This window comes from Anaplasma marginale str. Florida (genome assembly GCF_000020305.1).
Taxonomy (GTDB): domain Bacteria; phylum Pseudomonadota; class Alphaproteobacteria; order Rickettsiales; family Anaplasmataceae; genus Anaplasma; species Anaplasma marginale.
The window spans coordinates 1,053,691-1,070,772 of the sequence record NC_012026.1 but is presented as its reverse complement, the minus strand read 5'-3'; the positions used below and the strand labels follow the sequence as shown (position 1 = coordinate 1,070,772).

Genomic DNA, 17,082 nt, shown 5'->3' with positions numbered 1-17,082 from the left:
CAAAGCAGCAACACCCGCCGCGATGCTAGTGCTCCCGAATTGGGTGATCCACCATTATACGATGGGGATACCCAATTTCAAACTAAATCTGGGAGTGCCTGCGCACAGATGTTCTGGATGCACCCCAACCATCTCGTGCTGTAGCCCATTACAGAATTGACGCGGCATATGTTACACAGTATGGCCACTGAATACGTGTCGGCGAACGCCCAGCTGGCTGAATATCGGGGGGCAGCGACAGCACGCTTCACATACCCTACGCGCAGGGTGACGCTGCTACGGGCCGGATACCGCTCGTGCCTACACCAACATCAGCAACGGGTTCTCGATGTAAAACTTGAATCTGTTCAAGAACTTTGTTGCCAGCACTCCATCTACTGATCTGTGATCCACAGACAGTGTAACAGTCATAACGTCTGCGGGTACAACGCACCCATCCACGACAACCGCACGCTTTTCTGACTGCCCCACAGCCATAATGCAAGATTGAGGAGGGTTTATGATTGCGTAGAATTCGCGCACCCCGAACATTCCCAAGTTAGACACGGTGAACCCACCTCCCTGAAATTCGTGAGGCTGCAATTTCCTCTCTTTGGCTCTGGTGACCAGACTTTTTGTGATGTCAGATATTTCTGACAGTGACTTTGCATCGACATTTTCGACAACCGGAGTTATCAACCCCCCGTCTATTGAGACTGCAAACGATATATTTATGTCTCTGTGGTACCTTATCCGGTCACCCTCCCACGAGGAATTGATCTCAGGGAATTCCCGCATTGCCAGCGCCACCGCTTTGAGCACAAAATCGTTCACTGTAATTTTGGTGCCCCTATCAGCGCAGCTGTCGTTTATCTCAACCCTAAGTTTCAAAAGTTCCCCAACCATGCAGTCTACCGCAAGGTAAAAATGCGGTACCGTCAATTTTGATTCCAACAACCGGTCAGCTATCACCCTGCGCATGCTGCTGACCTCTACGACATCACCTCCCGCTGCCCCTGTTGTGCTGGGAAAGCCACCACCTGCTGCTGCATCTAAAACATCAGCCTTAACCACCCTGCCGTACGGGCCGGTACCCGCGACCTTAGTAATGTCTACTGAAAGTCTGGAAGCGAGCTTTTTGGCAAGTGGTGTTGCCTTAATTTTGCGCTCTTCGGCAAAATCGGGTATCGGATATGCCACCCCTCTTTCCGGCCGTTGACGCTCAGGCTGGGGTTGCGACGGTTTTTCTGTGTTGGTGGCTACGCTAGGGCTAGCCGGTGCCGCTACAGCGGCGGTGCCCTGCGAATCTGCTGCTGAGCCCTTCGCATCCGCGTCGTGTGCAACATTGCACAGAGCCTCAACGGACGCTACGTCTTCATCTCCCACCCGCACTACGGCTATTACCTGATTTACCGGCACATCCCTCGTGCCTTCCTGCGTGAGAATCTTGTACAGAACTCCTGGCTCGTCCACATACTCGAACTCCATCACAGCCTTGTCTGTTTCTATGTCTGCGATGACATCGCCAGGCTTGACGGAATCCCCCTCCTTCTTGTGCCACCTAGCTACAATGCCGCTCTTCATAGTTGGAGAGAGCGCTGGCATTAATACTCTAACTGGCATACGATAACCCGGACAGAAATCCTAGAAGCAGGACTATCGTTTACAGTATCGAAATGCCAGTGTCAATCCAATTGGTCACTGAGAGTGGGTGACACCCGAGCATGTGTAAAGTATTAAATACGCTTTGATGGGGAGATGCTGCCCTTGCACGCAGTGACGCAACCAAGCCTCTCTGTGCGTTTAGTTTTGCGCGCTGGCCACGTCCGGCTTGCTGTTCCTGCGGCAACGGTTGAGGGCCGCCACTATACATGTTCGCCAATGCTCGGAGGGGCGCCCAACAGGCAACCCAACGTGCGGAACCTTATGGCAAGACGCAAAAGGAAGTGCTGTCCTCGGGGCCCCTGTCTCTTAGACGAGGCCCCAGGAAAACCCGCAGAGCACGTAGTAAGAGGATTGTGTGTCTGGCTTATGTCGGCCACTCTGCTGGAGAGTGTTGCAGTGCAATAGCCCTGCGGGTATCTCAACTAATCTGCGCGCATGGCGGCATCCGGCGCTGTTATTCCGTGCTGTGTGCACGCAACTACCGCGTACCGACCGGCTGTTTGCCCCACCCTGTGCGGACGCCTGAGCGAGACAATACACGTAATACGTAACAACCGGCTGCCGGTTCCTAGTATTCTGTTGCAGCGTTCATAATTCTGCGCATGTGCGGCAGCATGATCTGCATGAAAGTCTTGATCAAATCTTCGTGAGATCCTGCAGGACGACCACCGTTCTGAGCTGCGGATGCCACTATGGGCACTAGCACCTTGGTTAGTTCTGGTACAGCAGAGGAGATTTCCTTTTTCATTGTCTGCCGCATCCGATCACTCATTTGGCTGCCATACTCCTGCTCCATGCACCTTATAACGTGATCGATCTCTTCGTTTGATAGAGCGAAGTCTTTTTGGTTCACCTGGTTCTTCTTGGCTTCGTTAGAGCCTGTGCCCTGGTTGCGCGCGTGCTGCGATTGGCTCCTTTGAGCGGTGACAGCGGTGCGACTATGGTTCTGGGGCCCTGCACTCATACTAAACTACCCTAACATTGTCTATCGGCAAGAATGATATGCAAAATTTATTAAAAAATTTATAACTTCTGCACAAAACGCGCGCCCAGTGCACCCACGCAAATTAGTCTCTCAGGTTTAATATGATCTGAGTGCATGTTTGCGCGGTACGCAGGCGTACTTACTATGACTCAAAAGCACCCTACACACCATATAAAATTTTCGCGGTAGCCGAGGTGCCAACTGCAACTTTCCGAAGGCACCAATACCATCAGCGCAGTGTTGGTGCGCTAGGCTTGATGACTGCTTTGAGCAGCATTTATGGTTGTGGGTGCGGCATTACGGGGCTTGCATCCTTCGGAGTGGACGCGCCTAAGGCGTAATTGGAGCCTTCACCCGACTTGTAAACGCCTAATAAAACTTTACACCGCGGTGTTCGGCAAGTATACATGGACCGCGAGTTTCCGGTGCTATAACAACACGCAATCAGGGGCGTTGGATGTCTACCGTTGCCATAGTCGACTTTGGTTCCCAAGTAACCCAGCTTATAGCCAGAAGGGTTAGGGAGCTGGGTGTGTACAGTGAAGTATTTCCTCCCAGTACAGATTTTCAGGCTATGGCCAGCCGCGGAATCAAAATTGATGCCTTTATTCTCTCCGGAGGCCCAAATTCGGTTCAGCAGTTGCATGGCGTTCCCAATGCAGTGTCAGACGTGCTGAATCTCAATCTCCAAAAAGGCGTACCTGTGCTGGGTATATGCTACGGTTTTCAAATGCTGGCCCACTATTTTGGGGCTGACGTGGCACAGAGTGTAGCCAGGGAATTTGGCAGAGCTTGGTTAGACGTCATTGAGCCCTCGTCTATCACTGAAGGGGTGTGGTCATTGGGCAGCAAGGTAGACGTGTGGATGAGCCACTCTGATAGCATAGTTGGTGAGGTGCCGCAGGGTTTTAGGGTGGTGGCGCGCAGCGCGGATACCGGGGCTGTAGCGTTTATGTGTAATGATGAGCGCAAAATTTATGGTGTGCAGTTTCACCCAGAGGTGGCTCACACCCCGGGTGGGCGTGAAATGCTAGACAACTTCTTAAAGATTGCAGGCTGCACCAGAGACTGGACTATGGGGTCATTCCTTCATACCCAAATTGGCGCCATAAAGTCTGCTACTGACGGTGGACGCGTGGTGGCAGCGATCAGTGGCGGAGTTGATTCCAGCGTGGCATCAGTGTTGGTTCACAAGGCAATAGGGGAAAGGCTGGTTTGCGTATTTGTTGATACTGGCCTGCTGCGCAAAGGCGAGGCTAGCGTGGTGCGAGACCTTTTCGTGGGCAAGCTCAACATGCATGTTAACGTTCTGGACAAAAGCGCCCTATTCATGCAACGTCTCGCTGGTGTGCAAGATCCAGAGGTAAAGCGTAAGATCATCGGCGAGACATTCATTGAGGTGTTCGAGCAAGAAGCTAAGAGCCTAGGCGATATCAAATTCCTAATGCAGGGGACTATATACCCAGACGTTATAGAGTCTGGCGTAGGAGAATCTGGAACAAAAATTAAATCACATCACAATGTCGGTGGGCTTCCTGAAATCATGAACTTGTCGCTCGTGGAGCCGCTTCGGCACCTGTTTAAAGATGAAGTACGGTTACTGGGCAAAGAGCTTGGCTTGCCATCTGCGATACTCGATAGGCACCCGTTTCCGGGTCCGGGGTTAGCGGTTAGGATTATGGGAGAGGTTACAGCAGAGCGGGTTGAGTTGCTGCGAGAAATAGACAACATCTACATAGATATGATGCGTGATAGTGGGTTGTATGACCACATATGGCAAGCGTTTGCGGTTTTGGTGCCCGTGCGTACCGTTGGTGTGATGGGTGATGGCAGAACCTACGGGTATGTGTGTGCACTCAGGGCAGTCACCTCGAGTGATGGCATGACTGCAGACTGCTTTCCCTTCGGTGAAACCGATGAAAGGAAGTTGGAGTTTCTTGCGTTTTTACAAAAAGTTAGTAGGGCTATTGTAAGCAATCTGCAGGGGGTGAATAGGGTTGTGTACGATATGACCTCAAAGCCCCCAGCAACGATTGAGTGGGAGTAATGTCTGGTGAGTTTGTTGTCCGGGGTGGGGAGTGGTATGGTAGAAAAAGCGATTTTAGAGTGCGGAGATTGCAAAATAAGCTTGCCCGTTATGCATGGCAGCGATGGTACACTAGCTGTTGACACGACTAGCCTCTACAAAGATTCCAAAATCCTTACTTATGATCCTGGATTCATGTCCACTGCTGCGTGTAAATCCGAAATAACGTTCATAGACGGCGATGAAGGCATTCTGCGTTACAGGGGGTATGATATAGCTGACCTTACCATGGCAGACGGCGGATTTTGTAGCATTGCCTACCTACTGTTGTATGGGACTATGCCGCAAGGGCGCGAGCTCGCTGACTTTGTCGCTACTGTAAGCAGGGAGTGCAATGTACGCACACAAGTTTTAGACGTAATTCGAGCATTGCCACGTGATGCCCACCCAATGGCCATATTAATTGCAAGCTTTGCAGCTCTTGCTGCCCACTATCACGGTGCCAATTCTTTAGATCCACTGCGCAGCGCGATTGTGGCTATATCGCAAGTGCCGGGCATTGTTGCAAGCATTTACAGGCACACTTCTGGCGCGCCGCTTATAGAGGCAGATCCGAGCCTAGGGTACGTACAAAACTTCGTGCACATGATGTTTGGTGACTTGCATGAGACGCGCAAAAGCATTATCTGCAAGGCGCTGGAGGCGATCTTCATAATGCATGCAGACCACGAACAGAATGCTTCTACTGCTACGGTAAGGGCAACCGGCTCTGCCGGGGCTAACCTGTTTGCGTGCCTGAGCGCAGGCGCAGCAACCTTGTGGGGCCCAGCTCATGGTGGTGCGAACGAAGCAGTTGTAAAAATGCTTGAGGAAATTGGTCGCCCTGAGCGAGTTGGTGAGTTCATTGAGAAGGTAAAAGAGAAAGAAAGCGGAGTGAGGCTCATGGGTTTTGGCCACAGGGTCTACAAGAACTACGATCCAAGAGCCCGCATCATCCGGGATATATGCAAAGAAACGCTGAGTGGATTGGGCGCGGATGACCCACTACTTGATGTGGCGACTGCGCTGGAAAAAGCGGCTCTGGAAGACGAATATTTTGTCAAACGCTCACTGTACCCCAATGTTGACTTTTACTCCGGTATTGTACTAAAGGCAGCCGGGGTGCCAGTGAACATGTTTACCGCGTTTTTTGCTCTGGCGAGGACTACCGGATGGTCTGCCCAATGGTATGAAATGTTGGATAAACAGCACGAGGGTAGCAAGATATGCCGCCCACGCCAACTTTATACCGGCAAGATGAACGCAGAGTAGCGCGCGAAGTTTATTGAGCGATGTGCAAGCAATGTTTGGCACGTGACGTAGGTACGGAAATGCGCTGGCGGCCATTTTTTGTTAGACATTGCCGTCACGGCATTTCAGGTCTGAACCAAGGCCGATTACACATGTAGTGGCCATATGCGCCGGTTCTGTGGTTACCTGCTTGTGGTTGTTGCGGCGTGCGACTTAACCGCGAGTGGTGTGGCCGATATTCTACATACAACGTGCTAGGCGTGCAGTGAGCACGTTCTGCGTTCTGTGGCGGTTTTAGGGCTTTTAAGTAATAAAATTGGGTAGTTGACGGGCACAAAGGCGGGTATAATCCTAGCTAGTTCTTTGGTTTTTAAGGTTCTGTTTTGACATGCGTCAAGATGCTTGAGGACGTGCTCGAGCGTCGTGCAGCGGCAGTTGAAGACTGGTTTGCTGACTGGTTTTCCAGATACCCTGCGGTTCTGAGCACCTCTGTAGACGTCCGCAGCTCAGGATACAAAATAGCTCCGGTTGACGTTAACTTCTTCCCGGCAGGGTACAACAACTTTGGTGTGGATGCAAGACAGAGAGCGGAGTCTGCCTTTTTGGAGCACCTATCTCAGTATCTTGGATCTAAAGTGCTGATTGTGGTTGAAAGCCATACCAGGAATAAGAAGTACGTTGATAGCGTTATGGCACTTAAAGACATATTGGGTGCATCAGGATTTCAGCTTGAGGTGGGTGCCTGCGGCATTACCGAAGACATGAGCGCGGTATCATCCACGGGTGCCACGCTGGACGTCAAGGCTCTGGTGAATTGTGGGGGGGAGGTGAGTACAACCTCTGGATTTGTGCCGGACCTCATCATACTAAACAACGATCTTACCAGCGGTATTCCGGGCGTGCTTGATGGCATCTTAACGCAGCGCATGATACCTCCGCTGCATTTGGGGTGGTTTAACAGGCGTAAGTCTAGATACTTTGGCATATACAGCGAAGTGGCGGAAAAGTTCTGCACGGAATTTGGAATAGATAAATGGGGGGTCTGCACACTTTTTGCGCACTGTCAGGATGTGGATTTTGTTAGCAGGAAGGGTATCGATGATGTTGCCAGTGGCGTTGAAGATTTGATATCCAAAATTGGAGAAAAATTTCGCTTCTACGGGTTGGATTGCACTCCGCATGTTTTTATCAAGGCTGACAATGGAACCTATGGCATGGGTGTAATAGAGGTATACAGCGGGGAAGATGTGCTCAACATGAACAAAAAAAATCGCAACAAAATGCGCATGATTAAGGAAAACAACCCGGTAGAGAGCGTAGTGTTGCAAGAAGGTGTTCCAACCAGTGAGGTATTTGGCACCCACGCAGCAGAGCCGTTGTTATATTGTGTGGGGGCAGAACCCGTGTGTTATCTGTGCAGATATAACTCTACCAGGAGCAGGTTTGAAAGCCTAAACGCCCCCGGATGCGGGTTTGCTGATGTAGGCTCTGGCATCGCGGAGGAGAAAAAGCGCATTTGGCGGACAGTTGGCAAACTTGCGATTCTAGCTGCAGCTATAGAGGCGGAAGAGATAGGAGGTGCCTACGTAAATGGCAGAGACCAGTTGTCATAGGCTATGGTGCGCGTATTGATGCAATTGCTTGCCCTCAGCACGTTTCACAAACGCGGCCAGCGAGCACATTAGGTATTTAAAAACCACTTCCTGAGTTGCGTCAGAAAGCTTACATTGCATTTCTGCTTCTAACAGCCTACGCAATATTACCTGTAATGTCCTATACGAGACCGACGCAGCATTCCTCTTGAGTTTAGGGATGAGTCTAAAAAATACTGGAGGCTGCAATGCCTTCAGGGCGTTATCAATACTTACTTGATTCTGGGCTGCCCTCAGCAAATATTCAAGTTGCATGAAATACTTCAGGCTGGACCTTATAGCCAGTATTGGAGATATTCTATGCTGCATTAGAGTATCCGCACATTTCAAAACATCTTCCAAATTACCGTCTGCTATTGCCACGCAAATGTCATCCAGCGCGGGGTCTACGTCGGTAGACAGGCTTTTTTGTACGTCTTCTGTTGACAGAGATTTTTTTTCACCCAGATATAGCAATAACTTTTCCAGCTCAGGTTGTATACCGGCGGCACTGTGTTTTAGCGTGGTGCAGAGCAGTTTGAACGTGCTATGCTCGTAGGATATCTCATGCTTTGCGAGAAAATCAGCCACTATAAAGCCCACGTCCTCCTCTTTATAGCAACCCACGGCAGCGAATATTTTGTGGTTGTTATAATAACTCTTGAGTGTAGAAGCTCCCGAGAGCTCACGGGCTTGTATTATCACGTAACAATGCTGCGTATCAATGCCTGCCATGATGGTTTTTAGGTCTGCGGATAGCATGTCTTTTGCATCAGTGAGGAGGACTAGAGGCTTTTGCCCGAACATTGGAACGGTCATTAAACTAACCAGCAACTGCTCCGGGTCCCGATTGGCCCTGAGAAATTCCATTTTGTGGATGACAAATTCACCATTGCGATTAATGCGATCCAGGATTTTCTGCGTATACATACTCATCCTGCTGTAATCACTTCCGTGAAGCAGCACGCTCCCGTAGCTTTCTGGACTATTGAAAAAATCTCTCAACTTTGATGGAGTAATCTTCACTGTTATACCGCTTGCGGAATGCGACTGGGCACCCCATTGCCCAGCATTTCTAGTGTACGCGGTATCGCATGGATGTCTAGTTGCTGCATGCATTGATAAAGCCGCAGCGCACCGACAACAACACGTGCAGCCGGGTGGTATTTTGCATGCACAGACATCTTTCAGTTGTTAATTTAATTTTTCCGTGCTGCAATTCCCAGCGCAACTGCGGAATACCACGCCGGAGAAATTGTAACTGCCCTAGAAGCGTGCTATACGTGCTGTAGATGTGGCCTACATGTGAGCGGCGGTGTTATGGGCTTGGAATGGCTGTTAGCCAGAAGGTATATACAATCTAACGGGGGGCGGTTCCTATTTTCTACGGCAACTGTCCTTTCCATTTTGGGCATTTGCATAGGAGTTGCAACGCTAATATCAGTCACATCAGTGATGAATGGCTTTTCTGCGAAGCTGCTATCCAGCATTTTGGGCATGAACGGCCATATTACCATCCATTGCAATCGCCCAGATTATCCAAATGTCATTGCCGAGATTCACCATGTGCCGGACGTGGTTTCTGCCGCACCGGTTATTGAAGGGCAAGCCCTGCTAAAATACGAGAACAACATTATGGGCGCGGTAGTGCGCGGTATGCACATGTGTGATATACACCGCAAGTTGCATGGATATGTTGTAAGGGGTGATGTAGACATGCTTGAGGAAGGAATAGTTTTAGGTTTTAGGCTTGCAGAGAGCATTGGCGCTGATTATGGTGATGAAATCACTATCATTTCCCCGGAAACTTCCCCGACAATTTTTGGCGCTGTGCCACGTACGAAGACATACAAGGTGACCGGCATTTTTGATGTAGGCGTGTACGAATATGACAGCGCTTTTGCGTACATTCCATTGCGGGATTCCCAATTGCTTTTTGGATATGCAAATAAGATAAAGTACATAGAGGTATTTCTTGAGGATGTGACAAAATCTTCCGAGGCCCTCGTTGAAATTGCAAGGAGAACTAGCCTAAAAGTGGAAGATTGGAAAGTGCAACAGGGGCAATACTTCCGCGCCCTTGAATTGGAGCGTGACGCCATGTTTTTTATCCTGGCCCTTATCGTCATTGTTGCGGCCTTTAACATAATTTCAGGGATATCTGTGCTTGTGCGGGACAAAAGAGGTGCCATTGCTATAATGCGCACAATGGGCGTGAGCAGATACGCAGTTATGCGCATCTTCTGCATGTGTGGGGCTTTCATAGGGATATTGGGAACCAGTTTCGGATGTATTTTAGGCGTTGCTTTTTCCGCAAACATTGAGAACATAAACAACTTTTTCAGTTCCTTTGGGCACGGAACACTTTTTGAATCAATAGCGTACTGCCTGGAGGGGATATCACCAGAGATGATGTTTGGAGATATCGCAAGGGTCGTTATGCTATCTCTCAGCGCTTCACTATTGGCTGCTGTGCCTCCAGCGATTGTGGCTGCGCGCCAAAACCCGGTTGATATTCTTAGATATGAGTAAGTAAATGAAGGCAGAAAATTGTGGATGGATAGGAATTTTTTGTATTCTGTCTCTGTGTATGGGGGGAATTACATATTTCGTTCTAGAGTGTAGAGAAATGCTGTTAAATTTCTCGGTTAACATTGAGAAACTTGTAAGTGACCATGCGCACACAAACGCAGCATTGTCTGGCTTGTCATCAGAGGTGCAGCAGCTAAAAAGCTTGGCCTCTCGCAAGAATACCATTGTGGTAAACAAAGATGGGTGCGTACGTACGGAGTGTTTGGCCAGGCTTTTGCTCATGGTGGCGGACCTGCGCAGAGCCTTTGCCTTGGGTGCAATGTCTCATGATGCGGTCTACGCGGTAAAGCCCATGCTTGCGGAATTGCGTGACCAGCAGATTGATGACAACTTCAAAGTTGTTGAGGGGTTCAATCCAAGGAGGGGGTATAGAGACCTGGTTGAGGACTTATCTGATCTTCGCAAGAGGTTACGTGCGACTGTGGTTGGCCCAATTGGCAAACACCTGTCAAAATGGATATCAATAGAAAATCGCAATGAAGCCCTGTGGCGGGAATTTGAGCGCCTAGAGCGCCTGGCACGCCAGGGCGCCTGGGAGGATTGTTTAAATGTGGCCAACGATGCTGCTTTAAGCCCCGTGCCCGGCATAAAATCTTGGGTACAAGATCTAGAATCCATACTAGAGATCGAGAGGAGCTTGTCCACGATATATGACCGGCTGATAGAGCGTGTTAACAGTAATCCAGAGGGAATATGATCACCTATTTGTTGATTTGCATAGTAGCGTCCCTGGCGGCTGGATTGGCTATACAGAATTACGAAGAGCTCGTGCTCAAAATAGAAATTGCTGGATACGTCATAGAGGCGAACACCGTGTTTATAGTTTTTATGGCGTGTGCTCTAGCGCTTCTGCTCGCTGCTTTACTACGATTATGCCTAGCCTGCGCGCTGCTTGTGTATAAAATCAAATGTAAGTCTGTCGCCAGGCAGTACGAATCTTTGGGCAGGGGATATGCCCTACTGAGCCTTGGCGGAGCCATGAACCACGAGCAAATTGTGAATACAGTGGAGAAGCTTCGTGCGCTTGATCGCTATTCTCTTGCGATGTTGGAAACATGTGCATGGTTTAGGCTCGGACAGTATGAAATGGCAGAAAAACCGCTGCTTCTGCTCAAGGGTAGCAGCTTGCCTGATGCGAGACTGGGGTTGTGGTTGGTGGAGTCGCTAAATGGCGAACGAAGCAAAGACTGCAAGTTGAGGGTGTTGCGAAGGTTGTGTGATGTGTTCCACCGAGCACCTTGGGCTGCAATGTTTAGGTTGGAAATTGCCCGCATAGAGGGAGACTGGGATACAGTGCTGGTGGAGGTAAAGCTGGCAGCTAAGCGAGGTATTGTTCTTCCCTACAAACACGAGAGAATGGCAGATATAGCTTGCCTAATGCTTGCTAGGTCATGCTATCAGCGGGGTGACTATAAAGAAGGCCTCAAGTTGGTAGGGCGGGCAACAGACATGCATGCAGCCATTTTGAAAGCCAAGACCCACGAAAAATTGGGCAACCCGCAAAAGGCTAGGGATGCATTGGAAGCCTGCTATAAAACCACGCCACACCCAGAAATAGTGACGGCGTACTTGGCAGTGTCACAAGATTATGACACGGCAACGGAGCGGCTCAGTAGCTTAAATCCCGATCACTACGTTAGTATGATATTGTCCGTCAAGCGATATATGAACGCTAAGCAGTACAACGCAGCCGAGCAGCATGCTAAGCGTGCCATTGCTAGGTACAAGTATGTTGAGCTTTACTGTCTCATGGCAGACGTCATGGCGCGCATAGGAAATATTGACGAAGTTGTATACTGGATCACAAAAATGCAAAAAGACTCCGTACCCAATATGCAATGGCGGTGCACAAAATGTTGTTCTGTATTGCCCGAGTGGAGCCATGAATGCTCGGCCTGCAACGCATTCAATTCTGTGCAATGGTTGGGATAAACGGTGGTTGCTGGGGCGCTGCTAGTATTTACCATCACCTGGTGGGTTGCTATTTTCATTGCGCTGCCTATAAACATTGAGGTAGACGCGCAACCCCAGACGGGTTTTGCCAGTAGCGCTCCCAAACGTGCTCACTTGGGCGTGAAAGTTTTGATAGTAACCATAATTTCCGCAATATTCTCTGGCCTATACTGCTACTTGAAATACGCTGGGTATCTTGCAGACCTTAGCTTTTTGTATGATCTTGTGCCATAAATGTCCAGCACAGTACTTTGCCATTCTGTTGGTTGCAGCAAATACTCCTACCCCGATAAATTAGACGCGCTTGCCAGTGCTGCTGGTCGGCTTCCTCGCGCTGGTAGCGGCCACTTGCTGTTTGAAGATGCTATAAGTGTGGGTAGCGTGTTGTCATGAGTGGGGTTACATATAGCGGTGCAGAACTCAAAGCAAAGACGCGGTACGGCTTGCGCGAGCAAGCGCTTATGTTGACGAGCAAACAGGCGTACCAATCGCGAACTATGCGGCACCATTGCCGCGCTCAACAGTTTATGGCTCATGCGCAAGGCAGCTACACTGCCAAAAGGTGGAAATGTGCAGCGTTCAATAGCGGAATGCAAAAAATGCGCAAAAGACCCCTCAATCTGTGGGGCATATTTCCCTGCACTATGCTGCAGCGGGCCTATTTTTAGTATATTTCATAACGCTGGAATGCTAAAACGCACATGTAACTGAAAGCATGGACAGCAGTATTCTGGCGTGGGTGTATTGCAGGGAAACCACTTGACTGGGCGTGCGGTGTAGGCAATAATACGGCGGGTGTTCTATGTTCTTTGTTTTTGGATGTTGTGAGGAAACACGGGAATGGGCGCGTTGCGTACTGTTATGCACGTGCTTTGTTAGACATAGTTGTGGATAGCGCGGACAGCATCTGCGAGGAGATCAAGCTAGTGCGTGCTGCACTCACTGCAGATGGCGAGGTCCGTGCGTTTTTCGCGAATCCCGTAACTCCGAAAGAGAACAAAATTGCGGTGTTGCAAGCTTTGGGCAAGAGCTGTAAGTTAAGTCGCACCCTGGTGGGTTTTGTGTGTGTGGTTGTCAAAGACGGCAAGTTTGGCCTGCTGTCTGACATGTTTGAGGAGTTTTTTGTTCTGCTCATGCACGCACGTGGCCAGTTTGCGCTAGAAATAACCACAGCATCTCCGGTGTCTGCGGCCGAGGAGAAGAGGATATTGAGCATTGTGAAGTCAGAGTATGGCGAGCCGGCAACTGTGACTAAGCGTGTTGATCCTGCAATACTTGGTGGGTTTATCGCGAAGGCGGACTCTCTAGTGATTGATGCCTCGTTTGCTGGACATTTGCGGGAGCTAGAAAGGGTGAGTAGGAGCGTTGTTTGCGGTGTCTAGTTTTGTGGTATGGTGAAACATGAGCATTGTGTCCTCGGGTGATATACTCAAAATCCTAAAGGAGAGGATTGAGGGTTTTGACAGCCCAGTTAAGACCAGTAGTGTTGGGGATGTTGTCGCTATAAAAGACGGCATAGCCCTGGTGTATGGCCTGAGTGGGGTAAAATTTGGTGAGACTGTGGCTTTCTCGTCCGGAGTGCGCGGCGTAGTCGCTGGGCTAGAGCGTGATACGTGCAGCGTTGTGGTTTTCGGGGAAGATAGAGAAATCCGCGAAGGGGACTCTGTGCAGTGTACGGGTGAACTTATGACCGTGCCCGCAGGGCTGTCTGTGCTTGGTAGAGTGGTAAATCCGCTTGGGTCTCCAGTGGATGGGGGCAATGCCATTGTGGCTGATTCTAGGCTTCCAGTGGAGGCGAAGGCGCCCGGCATAATGGCAAGGCAACCTGTATGTGAGCCTTTGCAGACTGGGATAAAAACCGTAGACATGCTCATTCCCATTGGTCGGGGTCAGCGTGAGCTTGTTATCGGTGATAGGAAAACTGGCAAAACTGCGATTGCGCTTGATACCATCATCAACCAGAAGAAAACAAACGACACGGCTGATGCGAAAAACAGGATGTACTGCATTTATGTTGCCATTGGCCAGAAGAATTCCTCCATTGCCAGGGTGGTGCACAAACTGAAGGAAACAGGGGCCATGGACTATACAATAGTGGTGGCTGCTGGTGCGTCTGATCCGGTATCAATACAATATCTTGCTCCGTATGCGGCGTGTGCCATGGGGGAATTTTTCCGGGACAATGGCATGCACTGCCTGATCGTGTATGATGATCTATCTAAACACGCCGTTGCGTACAGGCAGATGTCCCTGCTGTTGCGGCGCCCTCCGGGTAGGGAAGCGTATCCTGGTGATGTGTTTTACATACACTCCCGGCTTTTGGAAAGAGCGGCAAAGTTGTCTGATGATCTGGGTGGCGGCTCATTGACTGCATTGCCCATCATCGAAACACAGGCTGGGGACGTGTCTGCCTACATACCTACCAATGTGATTTCCATAACCGATGGGCAGATCTTTCTAGAGTCCGAACTGTTTCACAAAGGGTTCAGGCCCGCGATTAATGTCGGTTTATCCGTTTCCCGCGTCGGTTCCGCAGCCCAAGTTAAGTCTGTGAAGAAAGTTGCTGGCTCTATGAAGCTCACTCTGGCACAGTACAGGGAGTTGGAAGATTTTGCCAGGTTTGGCTCCGATCTTGACCCAAGTTCTCAAGCTATGCTAGAAAAGGGGCGCAGGTTTATGGAGCTACTCAAACAGGGGCAGTACTCACCCCTTTCCGTGGAAGAGCAGGTTGCAGTTGTTCTTGCCGGCGCTGATGACTGCGTAAATGGCATTCCAGTTAGTGAGATTAGTAAGTTCGAAAGGGGCCTTCTGGAGCGTCTTCGTGCTGAGCATGGGGGTCTTATGTCTTCCTTGTCAGCTGATATTGCTGATGATATAAAAGGTAAGCTTTTGGAGGTTATCAGGGGTTTCGCTGCTAGTTTTTGACTGTGGAGGATGGGTGCTGTATGAGTGATTACGTGACTACCAGGTTTCCGATCACGAGGCGGGGATTCCAAAAGTTAGAGGCGGAATTGGAGGCTCTCAAGAGTGAAAGGCCTAAGATTATTAAGTCTATATCAGACGCTAGAGAGCTGGGTGACCTTTCTGAGAATGCTGAATATCATGCGGCGCGTGAGAGACAGGGGCTCGTTGAGAGCAAAATAATGGAGCTTGAGTCTAAGCGTTCTAGGGCTGAAGTGATAGATGTATCTGAGCTTTCTGGGGATACTGTCATGTTTGGTGCTACAGTGACGGTATCAGTGTATGACGAACAGACTGACTCCACAGGTGTGATGCAGTACCAGATTGTTGGTGAGTATGAAGCGGATGTATCGAAGAATATGATTTCCATAAAATCCCCGCTGGTGCTCTCTCTTTTGGGCAGAAGAGAGGGGGATAGTGTTGAGGTAAAAACGCCTAGGGGCGACTATAAGATCTACCAAATTATGAAGATTGAATTTGTGTGAAGTGGAGCGTCGGTTTGTATGAATGTTGAACCACTGGCTTCGGGGGTTTTCGCTCCTATAGATGAGGTTATCGAGGCCGCCTCCCAAGGCAAGGCTTTTGTGCTTTTGGATGATGCGGAGAGAGAAAATGAGGGTGATCTTGTAGTGCTTGCTGATAAAGTCAGCGTTGCTACAATAAACATGATGATAAGATATGGCAGTGGCATTATATGCCTTGCAATTTCTGAGCAGCATGCGAACAGGCTTGGCTTGGCGCTGATGCCCAGACGTAATGCAAAGGACGGGTGCACAGCCTTTACCACATCTATAGATGCTAGGTATGGTATAACCACAGGGGTGTCTGCGTATGATCGTGCTACGACCATACTAGCCGCAGTTGCTGAGCATAGCACTGCTGATGATATTGTCACTCCTGGGCATGTGTTTCCCATAATAGCCGATAGCGGTGGGGTTACCAAGCGGGCGGGCCACACCGAGGCAAGCGTGGAAATAGCCAAACTTGCTGGTGCGACAAGCGCTGCGGTTATCTGTGAACTTATGAACCCTGATGGCACCATGTCCAGGCTGCCCGAGATCATTGCGTTCGCTCAGGCGCATGATGTTGGCGTTACCACAATAAAGGGGCTTGTGGAATACCTAAGCAATTCCTAGTAATGGAAATAGTTGCGGAAAATCGCAAGGCGAGGTTTGACTATTTCGTCCTACAGGAGTATGACGCTGGGATGGTGCTAGTTGGGAGCGAGGTGAAATCCCTGCGCCAGCGCAAAGTAAACATGGGTGACGCCTACGTCTTGGAAAAAGACATGGAGCTGTGGATACACAATCTACACATCTCCGAGTACAACAGGTCAGACCGCAAAAATCATAAGCCGTTGCGTGTGAGGAAGCTGCTACTACGCAAGCGTGAGATCCACAAAATTGCTGGCAACATAAAAGTGTCGGGTCTGGCTGTGGTGCCGCTGATGATCTTTTTCAATAACAAGGGGATTGCAAAAATCAAAATTGCAATAGTGAAGGGGAAAAAGCTATACGATAAGCGCGAGGCTATAAAAACCAGGGACTGGCAGCGCGAGAAGAGTAGAATATCCCGCAGGGAAGTCTAGAATACGCCGTGGTTGGGTGATTGCGCGCTCGGACAACAATGGGGCCGCGTATGGCTGTAGATGCCTGCTTTGAGTAACGAGTCTGGTTACTCGCGCTTAGTTGATCCGCTACTGGTAGATGTTTCAATCGGTCAATTCCCAGCGGCTGCATTGCAGGGCAATAGTCCAAAAAGGAACGCACATAGATTGCAACTTCGGGCCGGTCGAGAGGGCCTATTTGTTGTGGGGTGTAGTTTTTGGCTGCTCACGGTGGGATTTTATAGCAGCGTCGTGGCACACTGGCAGGGCCATAGTCCGAAAAGGAACGCACATAGATTGCAACTTCGGGCCCAATGTTATAGCAGCTTCGAAGTGCAGGGCACACTTCAGCTTATGGACTCGGTTAGACCCATGGTGTGTGGGATACGCGGTT

At 49.8% G+C, this 17,082-nt stretch carries 15 protein-coding genes; 12 read left to right on the top strand and 3 right to left on the bottom strand.

Annotated features, from left to right (window positions below; all coding sequences use genetic code 11):
• Positions 1–300: 300 nt before the first annotated feature.
• Positions 301–1,602, bottom strand: coding sequence for a pyruvate dehydrogenase complex dihydrolipoamide acetyltransferase (locus AMF_RS09485; protein WP_012659122.1), 1,302 nt, complete (start codon positions 1,600–1,602; stop codon positions 301–303).
• A gap of 610 nt (positions 1,603–2,212) precedes the next feature.
• Positions 2,213–2,608 (bottom strand): hypothetical protein, encoded by a 396-nt coding sequence (locus AMF_RS09480; protein WP_010268767.1) that lies wholly within the window; start codon positions 2,606–2,608, stop codon positions 2,213–2,215.
• Positions 2,609–3,086: 478 nt separating this feature from the next.
• Here AMF_RS09480 and guaA point away from each other — a divergent pair, with 478 nt between their 5' ends.
• From guaA to gshA, 3 genes are all read left to right on the top strand, one after another.
• Positions 3,087–4,676 carry a glutamine-hydrolyzing GMP synthase gene (gene guaA, locus AMF_RS09475; RefSeq protein ID WP_012659121.1) on the top strand — a complete coding sequence of 530 codons (1,590 nt, stop codon included), beginning with the start codon at positions 3,087–3,089 and terminating at the stop codon, positions 4,674–4,676.
• 36 nt (positions 4,677–4,712) lie between these two features.
• Positions 4,713–5,966 (top strand): citrate synthase, encoded by a 1,254-nt coding sequence (locus AMF_RS09470; protein ID WP_010266244.1) that lies wholly within the window; start codon positions 4,713–4,715, stop codon positions 5,964–5,966.
• A 377-nt stretch (positions 5,967–6,343) separates the two neighbouring features.
• The gene (gene gshA, locus AMF_RS09465; RefSeq protein WP_010268758.1) at positions 6,344–7,558 is read left to right on the top strand and encodes a glutamate--cysteine ligase; all 1,215 of its coding nucleotides are present in this window, start codon (positions 6,344–6,346) and stop codon (positions 7,556–7,558) included.
• On the opposite strand, the gene holA is transcribed toward gshA, so the two are convergent.
• The gene (gene holA, locus AMF_RS09460) at positions 7,553–8,695 is read right to left on the bottom strand and encodes a DNA polymerase III subunit delta (protein ID WP_012659119.1); all 1,143 of its coding nucleotides are present in this window, start codon (positions 8,693–8,695) and stop codon (positions 7,553–7,555) included. The genes gshA and holA overlap by 6 nt on opposite strands.
• Positions 8,696–8,881: 186 nt before the next feature.
• Here holA and AMF_RS09455 point away from each other — a divergent pair, with 186 nt between their 5' ends.
• From AMF_RS09455 to smpB, 9 genes are all read left to right on the top strand, one after another.
• A complete protein-coding gene (locus AMF_RS09455) occupies positions 8,882–10,108 on the top strand; it encodes a lipoprotein-releasing ABC transporter permease subunit (protein ID WP_012659118.1) in 1,227 nt (408 codons plus the stop codon).
• 97 nt (positions 10,109–10,205) lie between these two features.
• The gene (locus AMF_RS09450) at positions 10,206–10,865 is read left to right on the top strand and encodes a hypothetical protein (protein WP_225349012.1); all 660 of its coding nucleotides are present in this window, start codon (positions 10,206–10,208) and stop codon (positions 10,863–10,865) included.
• Positions 10,862–12,100 (top strand): CDC27 family protein, encoded by a 1,239-nt coding sequence (locus AMF_RS09445; RefSeq protein WP_010270875.1) that lies wholly within the window; start codon positions 10,862–10,864, stop codon positions 12,098–12,100. The genes AMF_RS09450 and AMF_RS09445 overlap by 4 nt, the downstream gene beginning before the upstream one ends.
• Positions 12,101–12,103: 3 nt before the next feature.
• Positions 12,104–12,355 carry a DUF1467 family protein gene (locus AMF_RS09440; RefSeq protein ID WP_010266228.1) on the top strand — a complete coding sequence of 84 codons (252 nt, stop codon included), beginning with the start codon at positions 12,104–12,106 and terminating at the stop codon, positions 12,353–12,355.
• 575 nt (positions 12,356–12,930) lie between these two features.
• Positions 12,931–13,503 carry an ATP synthase F1 subunit delta gene (gene atpH, locus AMF_RS09430; RefSeq protein WP_010266221.1) on the top strand — a complete coding sequence of 191 codons (573 nt, stop codon included), beginning with the start codon at positions 12,931–12,933 and terminating at the stop codon, positions 13,501–13,503.
• A 19-nt stretch (positions 13,504–13,522) separates the two neighbouring features.
• Positions 13,523–15,046, top strand: coding sequence for a F0F1 ATP synthase subunit alpha (atpA, locus tag AMF_RS09425; RefSeq protein WP_010266218.1), 1,524 nt, complete (start codon positions 13,523–13,525; stop codon positions 15,044–15,046).
• A 20-nt stretch (positions 15,047–15,066) separates the two neighbouring features.
• Positions 15,067–15,567, top strand: a complete 501-nt coding sequence (greA, locus tag AMF_RS09420; protein WP_029209753.1) for a transcription elongation factor GreA — start codon at positions 15,067–15,069, stop codon at positions 15,565–15,567.
• A gap of 18 nt (positions 15,568–15,585) precedes the next feature.
• Complete coding sequence (ribB, locus tag AMF_RS09415) at positions 15,586–16,218, top strand: 3,4-dihydroxy-2-butanone-4-phosphate synthase (RefSeq protein ID WP_011114615.1); 633 nt, start codon at positions 15,586–15,588, stop codon at positions 16,216–16,218.
• A gap of 2 nt (positions 16,219–16,220) precedes the next feature.
• Positions 16,221–16,670: an SsrA-binding protein SmpB gene (gene smpB / locus AMF_RS09410; protein WP_010266209.1), complete on the top strand. Its 450-nt coding sequence runs from the start codon at positions 16,221–16,223 to the stop codon at positions 16,668–16,670.
• Positions 16,671–17,082 lie beyond the last annotated feature (412 nt).